Source organism: Micromonospora parastrephiae (genome assembly GCF_016802865.1).
GTDB classification, from domain to species: Bacteria; Actinomycetota; Actinomycetes; order Mycobacteriales; family Micromonosporaceae; genus Micromonospora; species Micromonospora parastrephiae.
The window spans coordinates 1-23,308 of sequence record NZ_JAEVHM010000090.1 but is presented as its reverse complement, the minus strand read 5'-3'; the positions used below and the strand labels follow the sequence as shown (position 1 = coordinate 23,308).

The 23,308-nt window shown below is 73.0% G+C and carries 23 protein-coding genes, 1 tRNA gene and 3 pseudogenes; 5 read left to right on the top strand and 22 right to left on the bottom strand.

Annotation, left to right across the window (positions count from 1 at the left end):
• Both JNW91_RS18475 and JNW91_RS18470 read right to left on the bottom strand, forming a co-directional pair.
• Nucleotides 1-1,395 (bottom strand): cystathionine beta-synthase (locus JNW91_RS18475; protein WP_203176804.1); only part of this gene is annotated, 1,395 nt, incomplete at its 3' end.
• Nucleotides 1,396-1,467: 72 nt separating this feature from the next.
• Nucleotides 1,468-1,824 carry a YkvA family protein gene (locus tag JNW91_RS18470; protein WP_139584153.1) on the bottom strand — a complete coding sequence of 119 codons (357 nt, stop codon included), beginning with the start codon at nt 1,822-1,824 and terminating at the stop codon, nt 1,468-1,470.
• Between the two features lie 150 nt (nt 1,825-1,974).
• Between JNW91_RS18470 and JNW91_RS18465 the strand changes: the two are divergent.
• The 3 genes and pseudogenes from JNW91_RS18465 to JNW91_RS18455 all read left to right on the top strand — a co-directional run.
• Nucleotides 1,975-3,037 (top strand): annotated as a pseudogene (locus JNW91_RS18465) (SGNH/GDSL hydrolase family protein); the annotation flags it as partial.
• Nucleotides 3,023-3,835 (top strand): SGNH/GDSL hydrolase family protein, encoded by an 813-nt coding sequence (locus tag JNW91_RS18460; protein WP_203176803.1) that lies wholly within the window; start codon nt 3,023-3,025, stop codon nt 3,833-3,835. The pseudogene JNW91_RS18465 and the gene JNW91_RS18460, both read left to right, overlap by 15 nt.
• A 76-nt stretch (nt 3,836-3,911) precedes the next feature.
• Complete coding sequence (locus tag JNW91_RS18455; RefSeq protein WP_203176802.1) at nt 3,912-5,174, top strand: acetyl-CoA C-acetyltransferase; 1,263 nt, start codon at nt 3,912-3,914, stop codon at nt 5,172-5,174.
• Between the two features lie 7 nt (nt 5,175-5,181).
• Here the strand turns inward: JNW91_RS18455 and JNW91_RS18450 are convergent, their stop codons facing one another.
• The 4 genes from JNW91_RS18450 to JNW91_RS18435 form a co-directional block, all read right to left on the bottom strand.
• Nucleotides 5,182-5,502 (bottom strand): hypothetical protein, encoded by a 321-nt coding sequence (locus JNW91_RS18450; protein ID WP_203176801.1) that lies wholly within the window; start codon nt 5,500-5,502, stop codon nt 5,182-5,184.
• A 46-nt stretch (nt 5,503-5,548) separates the two neighbouring features.
• On the bottom strand, nt 5,549-6,307 hold the full coding sequence (locus JNW91_RS18445) for a Bax inhibitor-1/YccA family protein (RefSeq protein ID WP_203176800.1): 759 nt from the start codon (nt 6,305-6,307) through the stop codon (nt 5,549-5,551).
• Nucleotides 6,308-6,442: 135 nt separating this feature from the next.
• On the bottom strand, nt 6,443-7,258 hold the full coding sequence (locus tag JNW91_RS18440) for a Bax inhibitor-1/YccA family protein (RefSeq protein WP_203176799.1): 816 nt from the start codon (nt 7,256-7,258) through the stop codon (nt 6,443-6,445).
• Nucleotides 7,259-7,363: 105 nt separating this feature from the next.
• Nucleotides 7,364-7,447 (bottom strand) — tRNA-Leu (locus JNW91_RS18435).
• A 101-nt stretch (nt 7,448-7,548) separates the two neighbouring features.
• Between JNW91_RS18435 and JNW91_RS18430 the strand changes: the two genes are divergently transcribed.
• Nucleotides 7,549-9,399: a hypothetical protein gene (locus tag JNW91_RS18430; protein WP_203176798.1), complete on the top strand. Its 1,851-nt coding sequence runs from the start codon at nt 7,549-7,551 to the stop codon at nt 9,397-9,399.
• 70 nt (nt 9,400-9,469) lie between these two features.
• Here JNW91_RS18430 and JNW91_RS18425 read toward each other — a convergent pair whose 3' ends face one another.
• From JNW91_RS18425 to JNW91_RS18365, 13 genes and pseudogenes are all read right to left on the bottom strand, one after another.
• Nucleotides 9,470-10,801: an NAD(P)/FAD-dependent oxidoreductase gene (locus JNW91_RS18425; protein WP_203176797.1), complete on the bottom strand. Its 1,332-nt coding sequence runs from the start codon at nt 10,799-10,801 to the stop codon at nt 9,470-9,472.
• Nucleotides 10,802-10,904: 103 nt separating this feature from the next.
• Complete coding sequence (locus JNW91_RS18420; RefSeq protein ID WP_203176796.1) at nt 10,905-11,465, bottom strand: hypothetical protein; 561 nt, start codon at nt 11,463-11,465, stop codon at nt 10,905-10,907.
• Nucleotides 11,462-12,890 (bottom strand): annotated as a pseudogene (locus JNW91_RS18415) (DUF58 domain-containing protein). Before JNW91_RS18415 ends, JNW91_RS18420 begins: the two are co-directional and overlap by 4 nt.
• Nucleotides 12,890-13,895: pseudogene (locus tag JNW91_RS18410) on the bottom strand (AAA family ATPase). The pseudogenes JNW91_RS18415 and JNW91_RS18410 overlap by 1 nt, the downstream one beginning before the upstream one ends.
• Nucleotides 13,895-14,479 (bottom strand): hypothetical protein, encoded by a 585-nt coding sequence (locus tag JNW91_RS18405; protein WP_203176795.1) that lies wholly within the window; start codon nt 14,477-14,479, stop codon nt 13,895-13,897. Before JNW91_RS18405 ends, JNW91_RS18410 begins: the two are co-directional and overlap by 1 nt.
• Nucleotides 14,476-15,258 carry a DUF4129 domain-containing protein gene (locus JNW91_RS18400; RefSeq protein ID WP_203176794.1) on the bottom strand — a complete coding sequence of 261 codons (783 nt, stop codon included), beginning with the start codon at nt 15,256-15,258 and terminating at the stop codon, nt 14,476-14,478. The genes JNW91_RS18405 and JNW91_RS18400 overlap by 4 nt, the downstream gene beginning before the upstream one ends.
• Nucleotides 15,259-15,279: 21 nt before the next feature.
• Nucleotides 15,280-16,020, bottom strand: coding sequence for a uracil-DNA glycosylase (locus JNW91_RS18395; RefSeq protein ID WP_305070416.1), 741 nt, complete (start codon nt 16,018-16,020; stop codon nt 15,280-15,282).
• Nucleotides 16,013-16,699: a dienelactone hydrolase family protein gene (locus tag JNW91_RS18390; RefSeq protein WP_203176793.1), complete on the bottom strand. Its 687-nt coding sequence runs from the start codon at nt 16,697-16,699 to the stop codon at nt 16,013-16,015. The genes JNW91_RS18395 and JNW91_RS18390 overlap by 8 nt, the downstream gene beginning before the upstream one ends.
• Nucleotides 16,700-16,895: 196 nt before the next feature.
• Nucleotides 16,896-17,420, bottom strand: coding sequence for an LppU/SCO3897 family protein (locus tag JNW91_RS18385; RefSeq protein ID WP_309244411.1), 525 nt, complete (start codon nt 17,418-17,420; stop codon nt 16,896-16,898).
• A 129-nt stretch (nt 17,421-17,549) separates the two neighbouring features.
• The gene (locus tag JNW91_RS18380; RefSeq protein WP_203176792.1) at nt 17,550-18,548 is read right to left on the bottom strand and encodes an HAAS signaling domain-containing protein; all 999 of its coding nucleotides are present in this window, start codon (nt 18,546-18,548) and stop codon (nt 17,550-17,552) included.
• Entirely contained in the window at nt 18,545-18,877 is a 333-nt protein-coding gene (locus JNW91_RS18375; RefSeq protein WP_203176791.1) for a PadR family transcriptional regulator, read from the bottom strand. Before JNW91_RS18375 ends, JNW91_RS18380 begins: the two co-directional genes overlap by 4 nt.
• A gap of 205 nt (nt 18,878-19,082) precedes the next feature.
• A complete protein-coding gene (locus tag JNW91_RS18370) occupies nt 19,083-20,024 on the bottom strand; it encodes a Ppx/GppA phosphatase family protein (protein ID WP_203176805.1) in 942 nt (313 codons plus the stop codon).
• A gap of 22 nt (nt 20,025-20,046) precedes the next feature.
• Entirely contained in the window at nt 20,047-21,087 is a 1,041-nt protein-coding gene (locus JNW91_RS18365; protein ID WP_203176790.1) for an ArsR/SmtB family transcription factor, read from the bottom strand.
• 97 nt (nt 21,088-21,184) lie between these two features.
• Between JNW91_RS18365 and JNW91_RS18360 the strand changes: the two genes are divergently transcribed.
• Nucleotides 21,185-21,640, top strand: a complete 456-nt coding sequence (locus JNW91_RS18360; RefSeq protein ID WP_203176789.1) for a hypothetical protein — start codon at nt 21,185-21,187, stop codon at nt 21,638-21,640.
• On the opposite strand, the gene JNW91_RS18355 is transcribed toward JNW91_RS18360, so the two are convergent.
• From JNW91_RS18355 to JNW91_RS18345, 3 genes are all read right to left on the bottom strand, one after another.
• A complete protein-coding gene (locus JNW91_RS18355) occupies nt 21,641-22,162 on the bottom strand; it encodes an amino-acid N-acetyltransferase (protein WP_203176788.1) in 522 nt (173 codons plus the stop codon).
• Nucleotides 22,159-22,716 (bottom strand): DUF501 domain-containing protein, encoded by a 558-nt coding sequence (locus JNW91_RS18350; RefSeq protein WP_203176787.1) that lies wholly within the window; start codon nt 22,714-22,716, stop codon nt 22,159-22,161. The genes JNW91_RS18355 and JNW91_RS18350 overlap by 4 nt, the downstream gene beginning before the upstream one ends.
• Nucleotides 22,717-22,748: 32 nt before the next feature.
• Nucleotides 22,749-23,308 (bottom strand): FtsB family cell division protein (locus JNW91_RS18345; RefSeq protein WP_407664349.1); only part of this gene is annotated, 560 nt, incomplete at its 5' end.

The window sequence follows — 23,308 nt, the reverse complement described above, 5'->3', positions numbered from 1 at the left end:
GTGGGGTCGGCGGGTGGGGTGGGTTAGTGGGCGGCCTAGGTGGGAGAGGAGGTCCTGGCGGGTCAGGACGCCCTTGGGCTTGCCGTCGATCAGGACCAGCGCGGCGTCGGACTTCTCCAGCAGACCGACAGCCTCGCTCACCGGCTGGCCGCCACCGATCATCGGCAGCGGGTCGCCCATGTGCCGTTCGATGGTGTCGTGCAGGTGCGCCTGACCGGTGAACAGCGCGTCGAGCAGGTCCCGCTCGGCGATCGAGCCGGCGACCTCACCGGTCACCACGGGCGGCTCGGCCTTGAGCACCGGCAGCTGCGAGACGCCGTACTCGCGCATGTAGTCGATCGCGTCGCGGACGGTTTCGGTCGGGTGCACGTGCACCAGTTCGGGCAGCCCGCCCGGCTTGCTGGCCAGCGCGTCGGCCACCGTCGGTTCGGCGCCGGAGTTGTCGAGGAAGCCGTACCGGGCCATCCACGAGTCGTTGAAGATCTTCGACAGGTAGCCTCGTCCGCCGTCGGGCAGCAGCACCACCACCACGTCGTCCGGGCCGGCCCTGCGGGCGACCTCCAGCGCGGCGACCACCGCCATCCCGCAGGAGCCGCCGACCAGCAGCCCCTCCTCGCGGGCCAGCCGCCGGGTCATCTCGAAGGACGCCTTGTCGGACACCTCGACGATCTCGTCGGCCACACCCCGGTCGTACGTCTCCGGCCAGAAGTCCTCGCCGACGCCCTCCACCAGGTACGGCCGGCCGGTGCCGCCGGAGTAGACCGAACCCTCCGGGTCCGCCCCGACGACCCGCACCCGACCCTCGGACGCCTCCTTCAGGTACCGCCCGATGCCGGAGATCGTGCCGCCGGTGCCGACGCCGGTCACGAAGTGGGTGAGACCGCCCTCGGTCTGCTTCCACAGCTCCGGACCGGTGGTCTCGTAGTGCGAACGCGGGTTGGCCGGGTTGCTGTACTGGTCGGGCTTCCAGGCGCCGGGGATCTCCCGGGTCAGCCGGTCGGAGACGTTGTAGTACGAGCGCGGGTCCTCCGGAGCGACCGCGGTCGGGCAGACCACCACCTCGGCGCCGTACGCGCGGAGCACGTCCTGCTTGTCCTGACTGACCTTGTCGGGGCAGACGAAGACACACTTGTAGCCCTTGAGCTGGGCCACCAGGGCCAACCCGACACCGGTGTTGCCGCTGGTCGGCTCGACGATGGTGCCGCCCGGCTGGAGCAGGCCCGCCGCTTCGGCGTCCTCCACCATGCGCAGCGCGATCCGGTCCTTCACCGAGCCGCCCGGGTTGAGGTACTCGACCTTGGCGAGCACGGTGGCCTGGATGCCCTCGGTGACGTTGCGCAGACGTACCAGCGGGGTGTTGCCGATCATGTCGACGACGTTGTCGTAGTACTGCACGGTGTGCCCTTCGTTGCGGCGCCGGCGATGGCGGCCGGGCAGACGTTTCCTCGCCGCCCAGCGTACGTGCCGTCAGGGCACCAGGCCCCCGGGGATGACGGAGCTGCGTCGGGCCTCCCACTCCAGGAATCGGTCGGTCTCGGCGAGCACGCTGCCCGCCAGCCAGGTGATCATGACGGCGTCGTCGGCCAGCCCGAAGATCGCCAGGGGGATCTCCGGCAGCAGGTCGATCGGCGAGACGATGTACGCCGTCGCCGCCGTCATCAGGGCCAATCGGAGGCCGCCGTCGTACTCGCCCCTGGTGGTGGCCCGGATCATCCGCGGCAGCGCCGCCAACCGGGTGCCCAGCGACGGGCCGCCGCGCGCCCCGGCGGCCAGTGCCCGGGCCAGTGCCGTGAACGCCGCGCTGCGTTTCAGTGTCTTCCCCATCGTCGCGCTCCTCTCCGCCGGATCAGCGTGGCGGGTCGGCGCAAGTCGGCCGACCCCCCCCGCACTGGTACCCCACCGCGTCGGTTTCCAGGCACCCGGCTGCCGGCACGACGACAGCGGCGTGTCGGCCGGGCGCGATAATCTCGCGGTATGGGGGTGGCTGGTTCCGTCGTACCCGTTGGCCCGCGCTGGCGACATGCCCGGCGGGTCGCCCGCCTGGCGGCCATCGGGACGGGCGCACCGCGGCGGCCGCGGTGGCGACCGGCGGGGTGCTGCTCGGCCAGGCCCGGCAGGCCCGGCGCACCATCCCGATGGCCGAGGCGCCGCCGCCGCGCTGCGACGGGATGTACGGCGCGAAGTTCCCCGGTCCCGCGCTCACCATGGTCGTGCTCGGCGACTCGTCGGCCGCCGGCTACGGGGTGCACCGCCGCCGGGAGACGCCGGGCGCGCTGCTCGCCAACGGTTTGTCGCGTCGGCTGCACCGACCGGTGCGGCTGCACCGCTTCGCGGTGGTCGGGGCCATCTCGGCGGTGCTGCGGCACCAGGTGGAGGCGGCGTTGGAGCACCGCCCCGACATCGCGGTGATCCTGATCGGCGGCAACGACATCACCAACCGCACGCCGCGCGCGCTGGCCGTGCGGTACCTGGTCGAGGCGGTGCACTCGCTCCGCGAGGCCGGTTGCGAGGTGGTCGTCGGCACCTGCCCCGACCTGGGCGCGATCCGGCCGATCCAGCCGCCGCTGCGCTGGCTGGCGCACCGCTGGAGCCGCCAGCTCGCCGCCGCACAGACTGTGGCGGTGGTCGAGGCGGGCGGCTGGACGGTCTCCCTCGGTGACCTGCTCGGCCCCCGGTTCGTCGCCGAGCCGGCCCGGATGTTCGCCTGGGACCGGTTCCATCCCTCCGCCGAGGGGTACGCGATGGCCGCCGCCGCTCTCCTGCCGACGATGCTGTCGGCGCTCGGCGCGGGGCAGGAACGACGGGCTACACAGGCGCGCGGCGAGGGCGTACGGTCGCTGCCGGAGGCCGCGCAGGAGGCGGCCCGGCACGCCGGCACCGAGGTCAGCGGCACCCAGGTCCGGGGCCGCGACCGAGGGCCGGCCGGCCGGTGGGCGCAGCTGCGCCGCCGGGCGTTCTTCGGTGTCGGCGCGGTGCCGCAGCACGGGTCCGCCCCCGACACCTCGACAGTGGAGGGACTGGCATGAACGAGCGCAGCGGGCGGGACGTGACCGCCGGCCTCCCCGGCCGACTGGGTCGGGCGGCGGCTCTCTCGCTGCTCGCCGGCACGGTGGGCGGTGCCGCCGTCCTGGCCGGTGAGGCGTTCGCCGCCCGCCACCGGCGGTACGCCCAGCCGGAGTTGGGGTTGGCGCTGCGCGCCACGATCGGGCGGGCCGGTGCCCCGCCGCTGCGGCTGGTGCTGCTCGGCGACTCGTCGGCCCTGGGCGTGGGCGTCGAACGCCTGGAGGACACCATCGGCGGCCAGTTGGCCCATCTGCTCGCGGAGGGTTCGGCCGGCCGGCGGGTGCACCTGTCCAGTGTCGGTGTCTCCGGTTCCCGCTCGACGGATCTGGCCACCCAGGTGGCCCGCGCCCTGCTCGGTGAGCGGCCCGACGTGGCGTTGATCCTGATCGGCGCGAACGACGCCACCGCGCTGCGCCGGCCCGCCGACGCGGCGGCGTATCTCGGGGCGGCGGTGCACCGGCTGCGCGAGGCGCGGGTGGAGGTGGTGGTGGGGACGTGCCCCGATCTCGGCGCGGTACGGGCCATCGCTCCCCCGCTGCGTCAGGTGGTCGGCTGGTCCGGCCGGCGGATGGCCCGCGCACAGACCACGGCCGTGCTGGACGCCGGCGGCACCGTGGTCGACCTGGCCACCGAGACCGGGCCGGTGTTCCGGGCCGACGCGGGGACGTTCTGCCACGATGGTTTCCACCCCTCGGCCGACGGCTACCGGGTGTGGGCGCACGCGCTGCTGCCCGCCGTCGCGGCGGCGGCCGCGATCGCCTCCCGGCGTTAGGCGCGCCGGTCGGGGTGACATTTCCCGCCGGGCGGGCTTCTTCCGCGCCAAGTTACCGGCGGGTTAACGTTGGTCCATGCCGATTGAGTCGTCCCGCGACGCCGTCATCGTCGCCACCGCCCGCTCCCCCATCGGCCGGGCGCACAAGGGGTCCCTGCGCGACGTCCGCTCCGACGACCTCGCCGCGACCATCGTCCAGGCGGCCCTGGACAAGATTCCTCAGCTCGATCCGACCACCATCGACGACCTCTACCTCGGGTGCGGCCTGCCCGGCGGCGAGCAGGGCTTCAACATGGCCCGGGTGGTGTCCACCCTGCTCGGTCTGGACACCGTGCCCGGCGCCACGCTGACCCGGTACTGCGCCTCGTCGTTGCAGACCACCCGCATGGCGTTGCACGCGATCCGCGCCGGCGAGGGTGACGTGTTCGTCTCCGCCGGCGTGGAGATGGTCTCCCGCTACGCCCGGGGCAGCTCCGACGGGCTGCCGCCGGAGGCGCAGGCGCTGGTCGGTGGCGGCTGGGAGAACCCGCGCTTCGCGGCGGCCAGTGAGCGCTCGAAGCGCCGCGCGCAGGGCGGCGCCGAGGTGTGGACCGACCCGCGCGAGACCGGTGACCTGCCGGACATCTACCTGACCATGGGGCAGACCGCGGAGAACCTGGCCCAGGTGTACGACGTCACCCGCGCGGACATGGACGAGTTCGGTGTCCGCAGCCAGAACCTCGCGGAGAAGGCCATCGCCGACGGCTTCTGGGCCCGGGAGATCACCCCGGTCACGACGCCGGACGGCACTGTGGTGAGCACCGACGACGGTCCCCGCGCCGGCGTCACCCTCGACGCGGTCGCCGGCCTGAAGCCGGTCTTCCGCCCGGACGGCCGGGTCACCGCCGCCAACTGCTGCCCGCTCAACGACGGTGCCGCCGCCGTGGTCGTGATGAGCGCCCAGCGGGCCGAGGAACTGGGGCTGACCCCGCTGGCCCGGATCGTCTCCACCGGCGTGACCGCGCTGTCACCGGAGATCATGGGCCTCGGGCCGGTCGAGGCGTCCCGGCAGGCGCTGCGCCGGGCCGGCATGACCATCGACGACGTCGACCTCGTCGAGATCAACGAGGCGTTCGCCGCGCAGGTCATCCCCTCCTACCGCCAGTTGGGCATTCCGGAGGAGAAGCTGAACGTGATGGGCGGCGCGATCGCGGTCGGCCACCCGTTCGGCATGACCGGCGCCCGGATCACCGGCACCCTGCTGAACGCGCTGGAGTGGCACGACAAGACCATCGGTCTGGAGACCATGTGCGTCGGCGGCGGCCAGGGCATGGCCATGGTGCTGGAGCGGCTGAGCTGACCCGACGTCAGAGCGCGCCGCGGGTCGCCGTCACCTCGGCGGCGGCCCGCGCCAGCACCTCGTCGCCAGCCCCGGCGGCCAGCAGGTCAGCGGCCACCACCCGCAGCTGGTCGGGCAGGGCCAGGTCGTTGTCGAGCCGGGGCACCACCCGACGCGGCTGCCCCTCGACGTCGGCGGCCAGGTTGGCGATCTCCTGCACCAGACGGTGCACCAGGTCGGCGCGGGGCACGTTGCCGGTGGTCGCTGTCGCCGCCCAGCGTGGCTGCTGCCAGTGCCCGACCTGGCCGACCAGCAGCCGCACTGCCTGATCCAACTCCGTTGCGCTCATCGGCGCCGAGTCTACGGCCGGCGCCGGTCCCGCCGGGGCGGGCCGGTCAGCGACGCAGGTAACTGATCAGCCGCAGCAGCTGCCAGTACAGGAAGACCAGTCCGGTGAGCAGGCCGAACGCGCTCAGCCACGCGTACCGTCGGGGTCGGCCGTCGCGCACCGAGCGCTCGACGAGGTCGAAGTCGAGGATGAAACTGAACGCCCCGGCGATGATCGCCACCACCGAGAAGGCCCACGGCAGCCAGCCGACCTGCCCGCTGACGCTGTAGACGTCCAGACCCGGCCGTCCCGTGATCAGGTACGACACCAGGTTGACGACGCTGAGCACGGCGATGCCGAGCAGCGTGCCGATCACCAGACGGGCCAGCCGGGGCGTCGCCCGGATGACCCGGGCCCGGTAGAGCGCCGCCATGCCGAGGAAGACACCGAAGGTGCCCGCCACCGCCTGCACCACGATGCCCGGGTACACCTGCTCGAAGGCACGGCTGGCCACCCCCAGCAGCAGCCCCTGGAGCAGGGCGTAGCCGACGATCGGCACCGGGTTGGTGATACCGCGCAGCGAGATGACCAGGACCAGCGCGATCGAGGCGAGGGCGCTGCCGGCCAACGCGGCACCCAGCCACGCCGCGTCGGGGATCACCAACCAGGACACCGCGGCGGCCGCGCCCGTGACGAGCAGCAAGCCGACGGCACGGACCACCACGTCGTCGACGGTCATCGGCTCGACGTCGCGGGCGCCGAGCACCCGGGACTCCAGCCGGCCGGTCTCGTCCAGCCGGTTGAGCACCGGGTTGTTGCTGCGCACCGCCGCCTCCTCCGCCCGCGTACCCCTCGCAGTCACTCTGCCCCGGGCGGCCCGGCGGCGGCGGGGAAACGGCGCGGACGACGGCGCCCGCCCCCACGAGAGCGGGGACGGGCGCCGTCGGTGGAGCGGACGAGGTCAGTCGTCGCCCTGGAAGTAGCTCAGCAGGCGCAGGATCTCGATGTAGAGCCAGACCAGGCTGACCAGGATGCCGAACGCGGCCACCCAGGAGTAACGCTGGGGCAGGCCCATCCGGACGCCGTCCTCGATCTCCTTGAAGCTGAGCACGAAGCTCAGCGAGGCGACCACGATGCAGACCAGGCTGAAGCCGATGGCCAGCGGGCTGCCGTCACGCAGGCCCGTGTTGACGCCGAACAGCGCCAGCACCAGGTTGATCAGCATGACCGCGAACAGGCCGACCATCGCGGCGATCATGCCCTTGACGAACGCCGGGGTGGCCCGGATGACCTTCGCCCGGTAGAGCATCGCCATCAGGAAGAAGATGCCGAAGCTGGCCACGGCGGCCTGGAGCACGATGCCGTCGTAGAGCGTCTCGAACGCCTTGCTGACCATGCCGACGAAGACGCCCTCGACGACCGCGTACGCGATGACCAGCGCGGGGTTGGCCATCCGGGAGAACGAGATGATCAAGCCGAGGACCAGGCCGACCACTGCCGCGCCGATCCAGGCGGCACCGACCAGAGCGTCGGGCACGAGCACCCAGGCGGCCGCGGCGGTGATGCCGAGGATGCCGAGCAGAGCGACCGTCTTGACGACCACGTCGTCGACGGTCATGGGCGCCACGGCGGGCGGCGCGGCCGGGTAACCGACCTGGGACGGGTACTGCTGGGGAATGCCGGGCTGTCCGTACGGCCCGGCCGGTGCGTACCCGGCGGAGCGCTCCCGCTCGGCCGCCTGGCCGAGCCGGGCGAGCACCGGGTTCGAGGTCTTCACTGTCTGGCCTCCCTCAGGGGGTCGTTTGCACGTGAACGTGCCCTCCAAGAGTAAACGGCGCAGCCAAGTCCTGGTGATCACGAATGGAATGCGGCGAAGGCCGACTGGTGCCCGGGGCGGGGGTCGAACCCGCACGCCTTTCGGCAGCCGCTTTTAAGGCGGCCGTGTCTGCCGTTCCACCACCCGGGCGGGGTGCACCGGCGCGCCGACACGCACGGTGCAATGTCACCGTAGCCGGTCCGTGGCGACCCGGCGTACCCCGACGGGCCGGCCACATTAGGGTCGATGCCGTGAGCAGCGCAGCCCCCACGGCCCCCGACGCAGCCCCTGAGCAGGCACTCCGTCTCGCCGATCAGGTCAACCGCCAGCCCTGGGCCGTCCGACTGCTGACTGCCGTCCGCCGCCGTCGGGGAGACCTGTCTGTCGCGCTGCTCTTCGTGGTGCTGGCCGGCTGGCTCACCCACGGGCTGTGGCCCGACCCGGGCGGCCGCACGCTCGCGCTCAACCCGGAGGACCAGGCCCTCTACGAGTGGTTCCTGGCCGTCGACGCGCGAGCGCTGCTCGGTGACTTCAGCCTGCTCACCGACCGGCTCAACGCACCGGACGGGGTCAACCTGATGGCCAACACCACGGTCATCGCGCTCGGCGTCGTCTGCGCGCCGGTCACCCTGCTGCTCGGCGCGCCGGTCACCTTCGCGCTGCTGGCCGCCGCCAACCTGGCCGGCACGGCGCTCGCCTGGTATCTGCTGTTCCACCGCACACTGGGTGCCCGCCGGCTCGCCGCCGCGCTCGGCGGGGGGCTCTGCGGTTTCGGACCCGGAATGGTGTCGCAGACCAACAGCCACCTGCACATGACCGCCCAGTGGCTGGTGCCGGTGATCGTCTGGCTGGTGGTCCGGCTGATGCGGGCGTCCGACCCCGGGCCCACCGGGAGTGGCCCCATGCGGCCCGCCGCACCGGACCGGCGACGGATGCTCAGCTCCGCGGCCGGACTGGCCGCCGCGGTCATCGTGCAGGTCTTCGTCGGCGAGGAGGTGCTCTTCCTCGCCGCCATCGCACTCTTCGCGATGGCGGTCAGCTACGCGGTAATGGACCGGGACCTGGCGCGGCGAGCGCTGCCCAACTTCACCGCCGGGCTGGCCGTCGCCGCCGGACTGGCGCTGCTCGTGCTCGGGTACCCGCTGTGGTTCCAGTTCGACGGGCCGCAGGGCGTCGCCGACGGGATGTTCAGCCCCGCGTACTTCTCGGCCGACCTGAGCAGCTGGTGGACGGTCTCCCCGCTGTCGATACTCGGCCGCGACGAGTCGGCGCGCCTCACCACCGGCCCGGCGGAGTACAACACCTTCCTCGGCTGGCCGCTGCTCCTGGCCGCCGTGGCCTCCGCCATCTGGACCGGGCGACGGCGACTGGTGCTGGCCTGCGTGGTCGCGGGACTCGTCATGGTGGCGCTCTCGCTCGGCCCGGAAGTCGTGCTCGGCGGCACCCGCACCGCACTGCCCGGCCCGTACGCCCTGCTCGCCGGGCTGCCCGTGGTGGACGGCGCGCTGCCCATGCGGTTCGGCCTGGCGCTCCTGCCGATCATCGCGACATTGCTGGTGCTGGCGGTCGACCGGGCGTTGGGCAGCACCGGGCGGGTGCGACGGTTCGTGCCCCTGGCGGTGATCGCGGCGCTGCTGCCGATCTTCCCGACGCCGCTGCCGACCGCCGGGCGGCCCGCCGTGCCGGAGTTCATCACCGGTGGCCACTGGCGGCAGTGCGTACGACCCGGCGGTGTCCTGGTCCCCGTGCCGCTGCCCACACCCAAGGAGCCGTGGCCGATGCGCTGGGCGGCCGCCGCCGACGCCGACTTCGGGCTGCCCGAGGGATTCTTCATCGGCCCGTACGGGCGGGGCGGCACCGCGGCGATGGGCACCTTCAAGCAGCCCACCTCGGCTCTGCTGGCGGACGTCGCGCGGCGCGGCGACCAGCCGGCCATCGGCGACGAGCAGCGCCGGCAGGCCGCGAGGGACGTCGACTTCTGGGGCGCGTCCTGCGTGGCACTGGCCGACGGCGCCCCGCACGCGGAAAGCCTGCGGGCAACGCTGGAGCAGCTCTACGGCCCGTCCACCCGGGTCGCCGACGCCTGGATCTGGCGGGTCTGACCCGGACGCGAAACAGGGCCCCTCGCGGCACCGGCAACGGTGCGGCGGGAGGCCCTGCTCGTCGAGCGGGTCAGACGCGCGGGGCGCCGACCGGCTGGGACGCCTCGGCGAACTCCTCGCGCGGGTCGTGCAGCTGGCCCAGGGCGACCACCTCACGCTTGAGGAAGAACGCCAGCGACCAGTCGACCACCACCCGGACCTTGCGGTTGAACGACGGGATTCGGCTCATGTGGTACGTCCGGTGCATGAACCACGCCGGCCAGCCGGTCATCTTGATGCCGTACACCTGGGCAACGCCCTTGTGCAGGCCGAGGCTCGCCACGCTGCCGACGTGCTTGTGCTTGTAGTTGACCGGTTCGCGGCCCCGGATCACGGCGACGATGTTGTCGGCCATCCGCGCGGCCTGGCGCACCGCGTGCTGCGCGCTCGGCGAGCAGAAGTTGCCGGGTTCCTTGGTCAGGTCGGGCACGGCGGCGCAGTCGCCCGCGCTCCAGGCACCTTCGATCACCCGGTCACCGTCGACCACCTGGAGGGTGGGGATGCAGGTGACCCGCCGACGCTCGTCGCGCGGGAAGTCCGTGGCGTCCAGCATGGGCGACGGCTTCACGCCGGCGGTCCACACGATCGTGTCGGAGCGGAAGCTGTCGCCGTCGGACAGCTTGACCACGCCGTCGACGCAGGACTCCAGCCGGGTGTCCAGTCGGATGTCCATGTTCCGCTTCAGCAGCTGCTGCACCGTGTAGGCGCCCATGTCCCGGTCCACCTCGGGCAGCACCCGCTGGGTCGCCTCGACGAGCACCCAGCGCATGTCCTCCGGCTTCAGCTCCGGGTAGTAGCGCAGCGCGTCGCGGGCCATGTCCTCCATCTCGGCGAGCGCCTCGATGCCGGCGTAACCACCGCCGACGAAGGTGAAGGTCAGCGCCGAGCGGCGAACGTCCGGGTCCGGGGTGACGGCGGCGACGTCCAGCCGGTCCAGTACGTGGTTGCGGAGGTAGATCGCCTCGCCGATGGTCTTGAACCCGATGCCCTGTTCGTGCAGGCCGGGGATCGGCAGCGTCCGGGACACCGAGCCCGGCGCCACGATCACGTGGTCGTACGCGATCTCCCGGGCCGGGCCGATGATCGGCTGCACGGTGGCCACCTTGCGGTCGTGCTCGATGCGGGTGACCGTGCCGGCCACCACCTTGCACCGGCGCAACTCCCGACGCAGCGGCACCACGGAGTGCCGCGGGGAGATGTTGCCCGCCGCCGCCTCGGGCAGGAACGGCTGGTAGGTCATGTGCGGCTGGGGGTCCACCACGATGACCTCAGCCTCACGGGAGCTGAGCTTCTTCGACAGGCGCAGGGCGGCGTACAGACCGACGTGCCCGGCACCCACCACAAGGATCCGCTTCGGATTCACGTTATCTATCTTTCCCCGGCCTGCTCAGGTAATCCCGCTCGCGCCCCCCATCTGTGACGGAGCACAACCCCTGTGACCTGCGTAACCCTGCTGTCCCACAGGGCTATTTGCGCCGCAGGAGCCAGCCCAGCAACGCGGCCGTACCGACCGCCAGCAGCAGGCCGGCCACGGTGACCCACTGGTGGCCGGTCGCGCCGCCCACGCCACCGACCTGCAACAGGAGCACCCCGAGCACCGCGGTACCCAGCAGCACCGCGGCCGCCCGCAGCAGCCACCTAATGATCAACTCCGGGTCCACCACGGCGTCGTAGGGCAGCAGCGCGGCCAGCGCGCACAGGGTGTGCCCCAGGTAGAGCAGCGCGGCGAGGGCGAGCAGCCGCCAGAGCGCCACCGGCCGGCCGTATCCGTCGGTGGCGAGCAGCCACCCGCCCACCGTGACGAGAGCCGCGAAGGTCGACCAGATCCGGCGGGGCCCCACCGCGGGCAGCAGCGCGGCCACCGTCAGGAAGAGCAGCGGCCGACCGGTCAGCACCTCGGCGGGGAACGCCAGCGCGAACCCGGCCAGCACTGTGACGAAGATCCCGGCGCGGACCAGCAGCGGTGGGAGGCTGATCCGGCCGAAGGCGGCCTGGGCCGCACGGACCCGCTCGGCGACGGCGTTCACCGGCCACCCACCCTCGGGGCCGTGGCCAGCCGTGCCACATCCCGCAACACCTGGTCCAGACTGCCGGCACCGGCCCAGCGCACCACCGGCACGCCGTGCTCCCGCAACTGGCCGATCATGGTTTCCCGATCCAACCGCCACAGCCGGTACGCCACCTCCGCCCAGCCCCGGTCCTTCGGCGGCGTCAGGTCGGTCGGCAGCGTGTCGACCGCCACCACGAACCGCCCGGCGCGGGCCAGCCGGGCCAGCATCTGCGCCGACCGCTCGTCCAGCAGCGGCGTGAGCACCACCACCAACGCGTCCGAGGAGAGCAGCTGCGGGCCGAACACCTGGTCGTACGGCTCGTGCGGGGAGGAGTCGGCGCGGACGTCGAGCAGCCACTCCAGGACCGTCAGGTACTGCCGGCGGCCGGCGGCCGGGCGCAACCGTCGCGCCCCCGGCCCGTACTCCAGCAGCGACACCCGGTCGCCGCGGTGCAGGTAGTGCTCGGCGATCGCGGCGGTGGCCCGCACGGTGGTGTCCAGCACCGAGGCGGCACCACCCACCCCGCCGGAGCGACCGGCCTCGGCGAGCACGTCGAGCAGCACCACCACCTCGGCGTCCCGGTCGGAGAGGGTCGCGGCCACGTGCAGTTGCCGGGCGCGCAGCGACACCCGCCAGTCGATGCGGCGCAGCCGGTCACCGGGGGCGAAGATCCGTACGCCGGCCAGCTCGCCGCCCTCGCCGGGCCGGCGGGAGTGGTGCGCCCCGACCAGGCCGGCCGCGCGGGGCATCGCCTCCACCGCCTCGAACGGCTCCGTGCGCGGGTAGACCCGCACCCCGACCGGCTCGGTGATCACCGCGCGGGAGACCAGCAGGCCGCCCGCCGTGGCGACCCGTGCTCCGGCCGGGCCGACCGGATGCCGGCCCCAGCGCAGGGCCCGGCCGGCGAGTTCCAGGTCCACGGCCGCGCCGGTGGGCACCGAGGTCACGAACGCCGGTCGCGACGGACCGGCCGGTGCCACCCCTGGCGGGTGCCGTGGCATCGGGCGCCGGCGCGTCGCCGGAGGATCCCGCACCGGCGAAGCCTGCCCGGTCGATCCGCAGCCACGGCGACACCCGGGACCGCAACACCACCAGGTCGTAGTCGACCGTGTCCGGGTTGCCGACGCTCACCGCCGCCGTCACGTCTCCGCCCTCGACCAGCGGCCCGTCGTCACCGGGGCTGATCCAGACCTGCGGCAGCGCGGTGGGTCGCCGGCGCAGCGCGTACGCGGTGCCCAGCGCGAACGGGGCGGCCAGCACGATCAGGTCGACCCGCCCCAGCAGCACCCCCGCCACCAGCAACAGGCCGGCGAGCAGCACAGCCCGACCGAGTGCCCGGGTGGGCGCCCAGCCGGCGGCCGGCTCCGGCTCGGCAGCGTGCGGAACGGTCGATCCGGTCATCAGCGCCGGGGCCCGCCGGCGGCGTAGCTCGGCAGCGCACCGCTGGCCGGCGCGGGCGTGGCGTCCAGCACCTCGCCGACCACGAACGCCGGGTCGACGCGGCGCAGCCACATCTCCGGGCGCAGCGTGATCCGGTGGGCGAGCGCGGGCGCCGCCACCTCCTTGACGTCCTCCGGCACCACGTAGTCCCGGCCGCCGAACACCGCCCGGACGCGGGCCAGCAGCAGCAACGCCAGCGAACCGCGGGGAGAGGCGCCGACCAGCACCGACGGGTGCTCCCGGGTGGCCGCGGTGAGGGCCACGATGTAGCGGCCGATGGAGTCCTCCACCACCACGTCCTCCAGGGCGGCCTGCATCGCCCGCAGGGTGGCCGCGTCGACCACCGGCTTGATGTCCGCCTCCTCGCGGCGGCGGCTCATCCGGCGACGCAGCACCTCCCACTCCTCCTCGTGCTCCGGGTAGCCGAAGGAGACCCGCAGCAGGAACCGGTCCAGCTGCGCCTCGGGCAGCGGATACGTGCCCTCGTACTCGATGGGGTTGGCGGTCGCCAAAACGTGGAACGGTTCGTCCAGCTTGTACGTCACCCCCTCCACCGAGACCTGCTTCTCCTGCATCGCCTCCAGCAGCGCGGACTGCGTCTTCGGCGGCGTCCGGTTGATCTCGTCGGCGAGGAGCAGGTTGGTGAAGACCGGGCCGCCGGAAGGTGAAGTCACCGTTGCGCTGGTCGTACAGGAACGATCCGGTGACGTCGGCGGGCAGCAGGTCGGGGGTGAACTGGAGGCGGCGGAAGTCCAGCCCGAGCGCCTGGGCGAAGGAGCGCGCGGTGAGCGTCTTGCCCAGCCCCGGCAGGTCCTCCAGGAGCACGTGCCCGCCGGCCAGGATGCCGGCGAGGACGAGCTCCAACGCGTCCCGCTTGCCGACCACGACGGTGCCGACCGCGTCCAGCACCGCCCGCGCCAGGTGGCCGACCTCGGCGGCGGGCATGGTCCGGTCCACGTCGTTCATCAGATCTTCTCCAGTTCGGCGACGATCGCCGCGACGTCGCGTGGCGACGGGGGGCGGCGGGAGGGGGTGGCGAGGAAGCTCCAGAGCTGGTCACCGAGCAGCGCGCGGGCGCGGGTCGGATCGGAGTCGCGGGTGAGGCCGTGCCGCTGGCGCAGCCGCTCGTCGGCCAACTCGCCGAGGCGGGGCAGGATCCGTTCGGTGAACCGCTCACGGTTGCCCGACGACCAGTCCAGCGGCCGCTCCCAGCCGTTGATCGCCGCGCGTAGGGCGTCCCGGGAGCCCCAGTGGTAGCTACCGTCCTCCTCGCCCGTCGCCATCCGGCCGGCGGGCGGCGGCGGGGGTGGCGGCGCGAGCAGGGTGGTGACCCGGCGGACCGCCAGCACGGCGAGCACCCCGGCGATCAACACGGGCAGCGAGACCTGGAGCCCGACCGCGCGGAGGCCGACGAGCAGCACCGCGACCACCGCGGCGGCCACCGCGAGTGAGCGCAGCACCGGGCGGGCCCGGGAGCCGCGCTCCTGCGGGCCGACCGGCGCCGCCTCCTCCTCGAAGGCGAGCAGGTCGTCGATGCTGGTGCTGCTCATGCCGCGACCGCCGCCAGTTCCTGGCGGAGCCGGCGCAGCGCGGCGCGGGCCTGGTCCCGGGTGCGTTCGTCGACCGGGCGGGTGGCATAGCGGGCCTCCCGGTAGACGTACGCGAACTCGGCCAGCACGTCGGCGCTGACGATCGCCGGCACCCCCGCGTCCGGGTCACCCCGCAGCAGTCGGCTGACCAGGTCGGTGGGGGTGTCGCCGGTACGCCGGGGAACGCCCGCCGTGGCGGCGGCCTCCTCCAGGCGTACCCAGCAGGCGATCACCGCCACCCGAGGATCGGTGTCCCGGTCGTCGAGTTCCACCAGACCGGCGTCGAGGGCGGCGACCACCTCGCGGGCGGCGCCCTCGGCCGTACGTCGGGACCACTGCGCGGGCAGCGTACGGGTCGCCCGGCGACGCCGCAGACCGCGCACCAGGATCCAGCCGAGGTAGCTCAGGGCGGCGACGATGGCCAACCCGAGCAGCACCATCGCCACGGTCGCGATCCACTGCGGGATGTGCGCCTGGGTGGCCTCGCCGGCGTCGCGCGGCTCCACCGGGATAGACGGTGGCGGCTCGGCGGTCGGATACTCCGGAACCCACGGCACCTGTTCCACCGGCGGGATCCGGCTGGCCCCGATCGACGAGTTCGCGGACGCCAGCGCGGCTCCGGCGAGCAGGACGGCGATCGCGCCCACCGGCCACCACCGGCGGAGCAGACCGACCGCCGGACGCAGTACCCCGTGCTCGGCGGCCGGGTACGGCGTGGGCGGGCGCGTACTGTCCGTCATCGCCACCGCCCCACGCGTGTCTCAGTCCACTCCGGCCAGCTGCTTAGCCCGGCCGAAGACATCGTCCAGCATCTCTGGTGTCAGCCGCCCGGTGAAGGTGTTCTGCTGGCTGACGTGGTAGCAGCCGAGCAACTCCGGGGCGTCCGTTCCGGACCAGTGTGCCCCATGACCGAACGCGGGTCGCGGGCTGGGCGGGCGCTGCCCGTACACCTGGTGCAGCACCGGCCACCACGCTGCCCACGCGAACGCGCCCAGCGCGACCACGACGCGCAGGGTGGGCCTTATGAGCGTGACCTCGCGGTGCAGCCAGGGGGCGCAGGTGTCCCGTTCGTCAGGCGTGGGCTTGTTGTCCGGCGGGGCACATCGGACCGCCGAGAAGATCCGGGTGTCCCGCAGCGTCAACCCGTCGTCGCTGGCGACGCTGGTCGGCTGGTTGGCGAGCCCGGCGCGGTGCAGGGCGGCGAAGAGCACGTCGCCCGAGCGGTCGCCGGTGAAGATCCGGCCGGTGCGGTTTCCGCCGTGGGCGGCGGGTGCCAGCCCGAGGATGGCGATCCGCGCGTCGGCCGTGCCGAACCCCGGGACCGGCTGACCCCAGTACTCCTGGTCACGGAAGGCGGCCCGCCGGGTGCGCGCCACCTCCTCCCGCCACTGGACCAGCCGGGGGCAGGCGAAGCAGTCGCTCACGGCCTCGTCCAGGCCGGTCAGGTCGGTCGCCCGCGCGGCGCGGGCGACCACCTGTTCGGGGGTACGCGGCTCAGCCAAGCTTGGCCCGGAAGAGTTCCAGTGTCCGAGCCCAGGCGCTGGCGGCGGCCGGCTGGTCGAACGCCTCCGGCCGGTCGTCGTTGAAGAAGGCGTGCGAGGTGCCGGGGTAGTCGTAGAGGTGGCAGGTGCCGCCGGCCTCCTCGATGGCCCGGCGAGCGGTCTGTACGCCTTCGTCGCTGGAGGTGCCGTCCTCTTCGGAGCAGTGGATGACGGCGGCCTTGCCGGCGTAGTCGGTCCAGTCGGGGCGCATCGACTCCCACGGCAGCACCGGGTAGAAGCCCGCGGTGGCGACGATCCGCTCGGAGATGGTGGCCGACCAGAGGGCCAGGCTGCCACCGGCGCAGAAGCCGGCGGCGCCCACCTTGCCGGTGACCTCGGGCCGTCCGGCGAGGTAGTCGGCCGCGCCCGCGATGTCCTTCGCCGCCTCGTCCATCCGCATCGCCATCAGCAGGCGCTGCGCCTCGTCCGGCTCGCTGGTGGTCGCACCGTGGTAGAAGTCCGGGGCGAGGGCGACGAAGCCGGCCTCGGCGAACCGGTCCGCCACCGAACGGATGTGCGGGACCAGGCCCCACCACTCCTGGATGACGATGACGGCGGGGCTGGCCAGACCGCTGGCGGGTATCGCGAGATACCCCTCGCTCGTGCCCCCGTTGCTGCGGTAGCGCACCATTTCGCCCATCGGCCGTCCTCCTAGCGGTCAGTCATCGTTGGCTGGTCGCCCAGTGGTCCTACGTGCCGGTAGCCTGCCACGCCGCACGGCCGTCGGGAAGACGCGGGAACAGTGGCATTCACCTCCTGTTCGCCCCCCGGTGACTCCGGGTACGCCGACGGCGACGAGGGTTCTCTCCCCCGCCGCCGTCGGTACCGGAGGTCGGTCAGGCCTTCTTGGTCAGGCAGAGCACGTAGCCCGTCTTGCCCGGCTCGATGTTGTAGAAGACGTAGCCCTCCTCGCCCTGCTTGAGGTACTGCTCGCACGAGGTGGGGGCCTTGGCCTGCGCCTCGGTCTGCCCGTCCACCCGACCGACCACGTTGTACGCCGCGTCGGTCGAGGTGCAGGAGACGACCTTGGCGCCGTCGACCTTCTCCTCCTTGGTGCCGGTGATCTCGGGAAGCTCCGCGATGCAGTCACCGGCCTTGGCGTCGGCCGTCTCGTCCTTGTTCAGGTAGTTGCCGATCGCCGAGCCGATACCGAACTTCAGGCCGGCGATGACGAGGAACACGACGATCGCGCCGATGATCCCGAGCGCCTTCTTCGCACCGGAATTCTTCGCCTCCGGCTCGGCCGGCTGCGACGCTTCGGCCGCCGGCTGTGGCGTCTCGGCGGCCGGCTGCGAGGTCTCGGCGGCCGGCTGGGGCGGCGCTGCGTCGGGCGCGGAGGGCGATGCGACCTGCTCTGACACGGGGGTTCCTTCCGAGGGGTTGATGAGCAGACGACACCGTAACGATCATTGATTTCCGGTGCCGTCCCGCTCGCCTCGTCCGTTCAGCTATTTCCCAGCTTCACCACATGATCCAGTTCACATCGGCGGTCAACTCGTCGGGGTCGGGGTCGGCTCACCGGTCGGCGTCGCCGTGGGCGCACCGGCGGCCGTCGCGGTCGGCCCCGGCGTGACAGTCGACCCCGGCGTCGCGGTCGACCCCGGCGTGACGGTCGGCGTCGGGACGACGGCGCCCGGCGCCCGGTGCCCGAAGGGCGCCTGCTCGACGCAGTACGGGTAGGGCCGCAGCAGCGGGTTGCCGTACTCGTCGACGGGCCGTGAGCAGTCCGGGTAACCCAGGCGGATCGGGTTGCCGTTCTGGTCGAAGAGCCGGGCATCTTCCACCAGGCGGCCCTCCCTGTCGTAGACGAAGACGTCCCGGATCTGGCTGTACTGACTGTCGACCGATGTCTGGTCGTAGTAGTAGTCGGTGTAGCCGAGCCGGTCCTCGGCGTTGCCCAGCGCGGCGAGCGCGAAGATCACCAACACCAGGCTGCTGGCATGCAGCGCCCACCGCGGCCAGCGGGTCAGCCGCGCGGAACGGCGACCGAGCCAGACCGAGGCGAGCACGAAGCCGACCAGCATGAACAGGCCGGCGAGCAACTCGCCACCGAAGCGGGGCAGCAGCCAGAAGCTGCCCCCGGTGGAGATCACCGTGACCAGCATCGCCGCCAGGTAGCCGCGCAGCACCCACCAGGCGGGCCGCAGCAGACGGAGGAATTCACTCGCCGTCTCGTACCCCAGCACCGGGCCGAGCCGGGTGTCGATCACGCGCAGTCGGCCGCGGAGCCGGGCCACCACGGAGGCGACCCGCTGGTCCAGGTTGCGTCCACCGCGTCCGGTCGCGCCGGCCGCGGCGCGCAACTCGGCGGCGTACGTCTCGGGCTGGCCCAACCGCTCGACGAGGGTACCGTCGGTCTCGGCGGCGAACTCGGCGAGGTGGTCGGCCAGATCCTCGGTCAGCTCGTCGCGTTGTGTGGCCGGCAGGTCGGCCAGGGCCGCCCGGACCCGCGCCACGTAGTCGGTGATTTCCTGCTCCGTGACGGTCATGCCGCCATCCCCCGATCGTCGAGCAGACTGTCCATGGTGGTGGCGAACGAGCGCCAGAGCTTGCCGGAGCGGGTCAACTGGTCGCGCCCGGCGGCGTTGAGTGCGTAGTACTTGCGGTGCGGCCCGGACTCACTCGGCACCACGTAGGTGGTGAGCAGGCCGGCGGCGAAGAGGCGGCGCAGCGTGCCGTAGACCGAGGCGTCGCCGACCTCCTCCAGCCCGGCCTCGCGGAGCCGCCGCAGGATGTCGTAGCCGTAGCCGTCCTCCTCCTGGAGCACGGCGAGGACGGCGAGGTCGAGCACGCCCTTCAGCAACTGTGTGGTGTCCACGCATCGCACACTACTGTGCAGTGCGAAGTAGCGTCAATGTTTCGGCCCCGACACGCCGAGCGGGCGGCCGCGCGACGGGCGGCCGCGCGACGGGCAGGCGCGCGACCGGCGGCCGCAGCCGGTGATCGACTCCAGATCAGCGACGTGGGGGTATCCGCGCCGACGGGACACCCCGACATCGCCGACATCGAGTCGATCGAGCGCGCTAGCGGGAAGCTGGCTGGAGGCTCCAGGCGATGCCGTCGAGGATGTCGTGCTCCGAGGCGACCACGGACGGCATCCCGGCCCGTTCCATGATCACGCGGAGCACCAGCGCGCCCGCGCCGATCACGTCGGCCCGGCCCGGGTGCATCACCGGGATCGCCAACCGCTGCGCGCTGGTACGAGCCAGCAGGTCCTCGGTCACCTCGGCCACGGCGTCGTACGACACCCGGGCGTGGTGGATGCGCTCCGGGTCGTACTCCTGAAGGTCCTCGGCGATCGCGACCACGGTGGTGACCGAGCCGGCGAGACCGATCAGCGTGGCGGCCTCCCGGCCGGGCACCACCGCGAGCGCCCGGTCCACCGCCGCGGCGATGTCGGCCTGCGCGGCCGCGACCTGCTCCGGCGTCGGCGGGTCGTCCGACAGGTGACGCTCGGTCATCCGGACGCAGCCGATGTCCACCGAGATCGCCGCCCGCACCCCGCCGGCCCGGTCACCCACCACGAACTCGGTCGAGCCGCCGCCGATGTCGACGACCAGGAACGGCTCCTTCGCGTCGGCCGGCAACCCGCGCACCGCGCCGGTGAACGACAGCCGGGCCTCCTCGTCGCCGGTGACCACCTCGGGTGCGACACCGAGGGTGGCCTGCACCATCTCGGTGAAGTCGGACGCGTTCGCCGCGTCCCGGGAAGCCGAGGTGGCACACATCCGTACCCGCTCCGCGCCCAGCTTCTCGATGTCGGCGGCGTACGACGCAAGCGCCACCCGCGTCCGCTCGATTGCCTCCGGCGCCAGCCTGCCGGTCCGGTCCACGCCCTGCCCCAGCCGGACGATCTCCATCCGCCGGGTCAGGTCGGTCAACTGCGAATGCGGCCCGGCCGACGCCTCGGGCAGGTCCGCCACCAGCAGTCGGATCGAGTTGGTCCCGCAGTCGATGGCCGCCACACGCGTCGTCACGGCAGCAACCTTACGGCAGGAAGGGTGCCCACCCGGCGGCTTGCCCGGCCGACGGCGACGCCGCCGACGAGTCGGCCCCCGGACCTCCCAGCAACTGCGCCCCGAGCGGGGTGAGGTGGTGCCGGACGGCCCCGCCCTCCCGTTCGCTGGCGATCAGACCGGCGGCCCGCAGCGCGGTGGCATGCTCCGAGGCCGACGACAGGCTGACCCCGACGACCCGGGACAGCGCTGTCGTGGTCAACCCGCCCTCGTCTGCGAGCCGCCGCAGCACCAACGCCCGGGTGGTTCCGAGCAGGCGACCGAGGGAATCACCGGCGTGAGCGGCGGAGACCAGCGGCATCGGCGCCGGGTAGACGAGCAGGATCGGGTGACCCGGCTCGACCAGCACCCGGGGACGGGGGCCGGCCAACGGGGAGGGCAGCAGCATGACCCCGTGGCCGGTGCCGGTCCGGTCCCCGCTCCACCAGGTCTGCACCTCCAGCACCGGCTCCCGCCACCGGATCGCCGGGTGCAGGCCCGCGAACAGCCCACCCAGGCCGTACCGCGCCAGCCGCTGGCTGGCGCAGGTCACGTGCTGACGGTACGCGGACACCAGATCGGGCCAGTGCGGCGCGAGCACCGCGTCGAACCAGGTGCGTACGGCCCCGCCGAACAGGTCCAGCACCTCCGGGTCGGCCGCCGCGAACCGCCGCCGCAACGGGGTGACTGTCGTGTCGGCGTACGCCTCGGTGACCTCGGCGCGTACCCGCCGCGCCGGGGTGGCCCGGATCGCCTCGAGACCGGCCGCCACCGACTCCAGGCCGTCGAAGGGGGTGACGAAATCCGGCAGGCGCCCCCGGTCGGGCAGCAGGTGCCGCAGGACCGCGGTGGCGGCCTGCGCGACGCCCGTGCCCTCGACCGCCACCGCCCGCTCGGCGAGCGCGGGCGCCATCGCCACGACCGTGGGATCGCGCAGCCACTGGCCGGCCAGAAGGGCGGTCCCGACCGGGTGCAGCCGATCGGCGAACCGCACCCGGCACAGGTCCGCCGGCCCGAGCTGGAGGCGAAGCATGGGAACAGCCTGCCTCCCTTCGCCCTGGACCGAAAGGGTTGATCCGCGTGCGGGACACCTCCAGTGTGGACGGCGGGGTCGACGGGGGGTGGCCGGCGTGCGGCTGACGAAGGCGGTGTTGACGGGGCTCTGCCTCCTCGTGACGGTCGCGGCCTGTGAGCGGGGGCAACCCTCGTCGGCCCCCATCGGCGTGGTCAGCGGCGGGTACAGCGGGTCCCTGACCACGGCCGAGTCGTACGTGCCGAAGAACCCGGTCTCCGTGATCACCTTCATCGGCGGGCAGGACCGGTACGCCTCGATCTTCCAGACCGGCATGCGCACCTGGCAGCAGCGGCTCACCTGCAAGCCCAGCCCGAAGGCGTCCGGGGCCCCGCGGGTGACCCGGACCGTGGCGGGCTGCGCGGACGGCAGCGAGGTCAGCGTCTACACCATCACCGACATGGGCCACAGCTGGCCGGGGGCCACATCCGGCCAGCTCGCCGCGCCCGCCGCGGGCCTGTCCGCCACCGACCTGATGTGGGAGTTCTTCGCCGCGCATCCCCGCCGGGCCTGATCACAGGCGCAGCAGCATCCGGGTGTTGCCCAGCGTGTTCGGTTTGACCCGCTCCAGGTCCAGGAACTCCGCGACACCCTCGTCGTACGAGCGCAACAACTGCTCGTACACCGGCTGTGGCACCGGAGCGCCGTCGATCTCCCGGAAGCCGAACGAGTCGAAGAACCGCGTCTCGAAGGTGAGCACGAAGATCCGCGCCACGCCCAGCTCCCGGGCCGCGTCGATCAGCTCACCCACCAGCCGGTGACCGATCCGCCGGCCCCGGCAGGACGGATCCACCGCCACCGTACGGATCTCGGCCAGGTCCTCCCACATCACGTGCAGCGCACCGCAGCCCACCACCACGCCGTCCTCGGCGCGGACCGCCACCCGGAACTCCTGCACGTCCTCGTACAGGGTCACGGTGGCCTTGCTCAACAGCCGCCGGTCGTCGGTGTACGTGTCGACCAGCCGCCGGATGCCGCGCACATCCCCGGTGCGGGCCCGCCGCACCAGGATCTGCCCCTCGACCTGTGCTGTCATTCGGCGGAAGGCACGTCCACGCACGGACCGGCCGACCACCAGGGCTCGACCAGCTCCAGCGTCTCGTCGCCGAACGGGTTCACGCCCGGCCCGGCGCCCAGCGCATGCCCCAGGTGCACGTGCAGGCACTTCACCCGGCCCGGCATTCCGCCCGCCGAGATGCCCGCGATCTCCGGTACCTCGCCGATCGCCTCCCGGCGAGCGAGGTAGTCCTCATGCGCGGCACGGTAGTGAGCGGCCAACTCGGGATCCGTCGTCAGGCGATCCGCCATCTCCTTCATCAACCCCGCAGACTCCAGCCGGCTGCACGCGGCCGTGGCGCGGGGGCAGGTCAGGTAGTACAGCGTCGGGAACGGGGTGCCGTCGGCGAGGCGAGGCGTCGTCTCCACCACGTCCGGCAGGCCGCAGGGGCAACGGTGCGCCACCGCCCGGGTGCCCCGGGGCGGACGGCCGAGCTGCGCGGCCACCGCGGCCAGGTCGGCCTCCGTGGCCGGTTGCCGCTGCGGCAGGGGTACGGAATCCGCCGCCGACTCCGGCGGTGGTACGACTGTCACGGTGCCCATCTCTCCCGGTACTGGTCGGTTGGTCACTTGCCCGGCTGCTGACTGTCCGCCGCCTGCACGCTCGACCACAGCGTGTCGTACCAGGTCACCGGTCCCGCCGGGGCGGCCGGAGCGGCCGACTTCCCGGCGTCGCGGGCGGCGCCCTCCGGATCGTGCAGCACCACCATCATCTTCTCGCCCGGCCGACCCATGAAGAACCGTTCCCGAGCCTGGGTCTTGATGTACTCGTCGTCCTCCCACTTGGCGGCCTCGGCGGCGAGCTTGGCGATCTCCTCCTCCTGCACCGCCTGCGCGGCCTCCATCCGCTCGATGTCGGCCTGCTGGTCCAGGTAGACCCGGACCGGGTAGGTGTAGGCCAGGGCGAGGGCGATCAACACCGCGAACAGCACGGTGGCCCGGCCGGTGAAGCGACGGGGATGGGGTGCGGCGAGCCGCTTGACGGCGCCGCCGGCGGCGGTACGCCGTGCCGCGGCGGGCCGGTTCGCGGAGCCGGATGACCATTGCGTGTCGTCGCATCTCACGCCTCCGCGATAGTGGACCGTCGGGTACCGGGACGCGCGAGCACGCGTCCGGTCTGGCCGCC

Bases quoted from the DNA above. Each gene is read 5' to 3' on its own strand.
- JNW91_RS18400 (WP_203176794.1), bottom strand. From the start codon at position 15,258: ATGACGGACAGTACGCGCCCGCCCACGCCGTACCCGGCCGCCGAGCAC.
- JNW91_RS18380 (WP_203176792.1), bottom strand. From the start codon at position 18,548: ATGACCGTCACGGAGCAGGAAATCACCGACTACGTGGCGCGGGTCCGG.
- JNW91_RS18390 (WP_203176793.1), bottom strand. From the start codon at position 16,699: ATGGGCGAAATGGTGCGCTACCGCAGCAACGGGGGCACGAGCGAGGGG.
- JNW91_RS18460 (WP_203176803.1), top strand. From the start codon at position 3,023: ATGAACGAGCGCAGCGGGCGGGACGTGACCGCCGGCCTCCCCGGCCGA.
- JNW91_RS18470 (WP_139584153.1), bottom strand. From the start codon at position 1,824: ATGGGGAAGACACTGAAACGCAGCGCGGCGTTCACGGCACTGGCCCGG.
- JNW91_RS18405 (WP_203176795.1), bottom strand. From the start codon at position 14,479: ATGAGCAGCACCAGCATCGACGACCTGCTCGCCTTCGAGGAGGAGGCG.
- JNW91_RS18450 (WP_203176801.1), bottom strand. From the start codon at position 5,502: ATGAGCGCAACGGAGTTGGATCAGGCAGTGCGGCTGCTGGTCGGCCAG.
- JNW91_RS18355 (WP_203176788.1), bottom strand. From the start codon at position 22,162: ATGACAGCACAGGTCGAGGGGCAGATCCTGGTGCGGCGGGCCCGCACC.
- JNW91_RS18455 (WP_203176802.1), top strand. From the start codon at position 3,912: ATGCCGATTGAGTCGTCCCGCGACGCCGTCATCGTCGCCACCGCCCGC.
- JNW91_RS18365 (WP_203176790.1), bottom strand. From the start codon at position 21,087: ATGCTTCGCCTCCAGCTCGGGCCGGCGGACCTGTGCCGGGTGCGGTTC.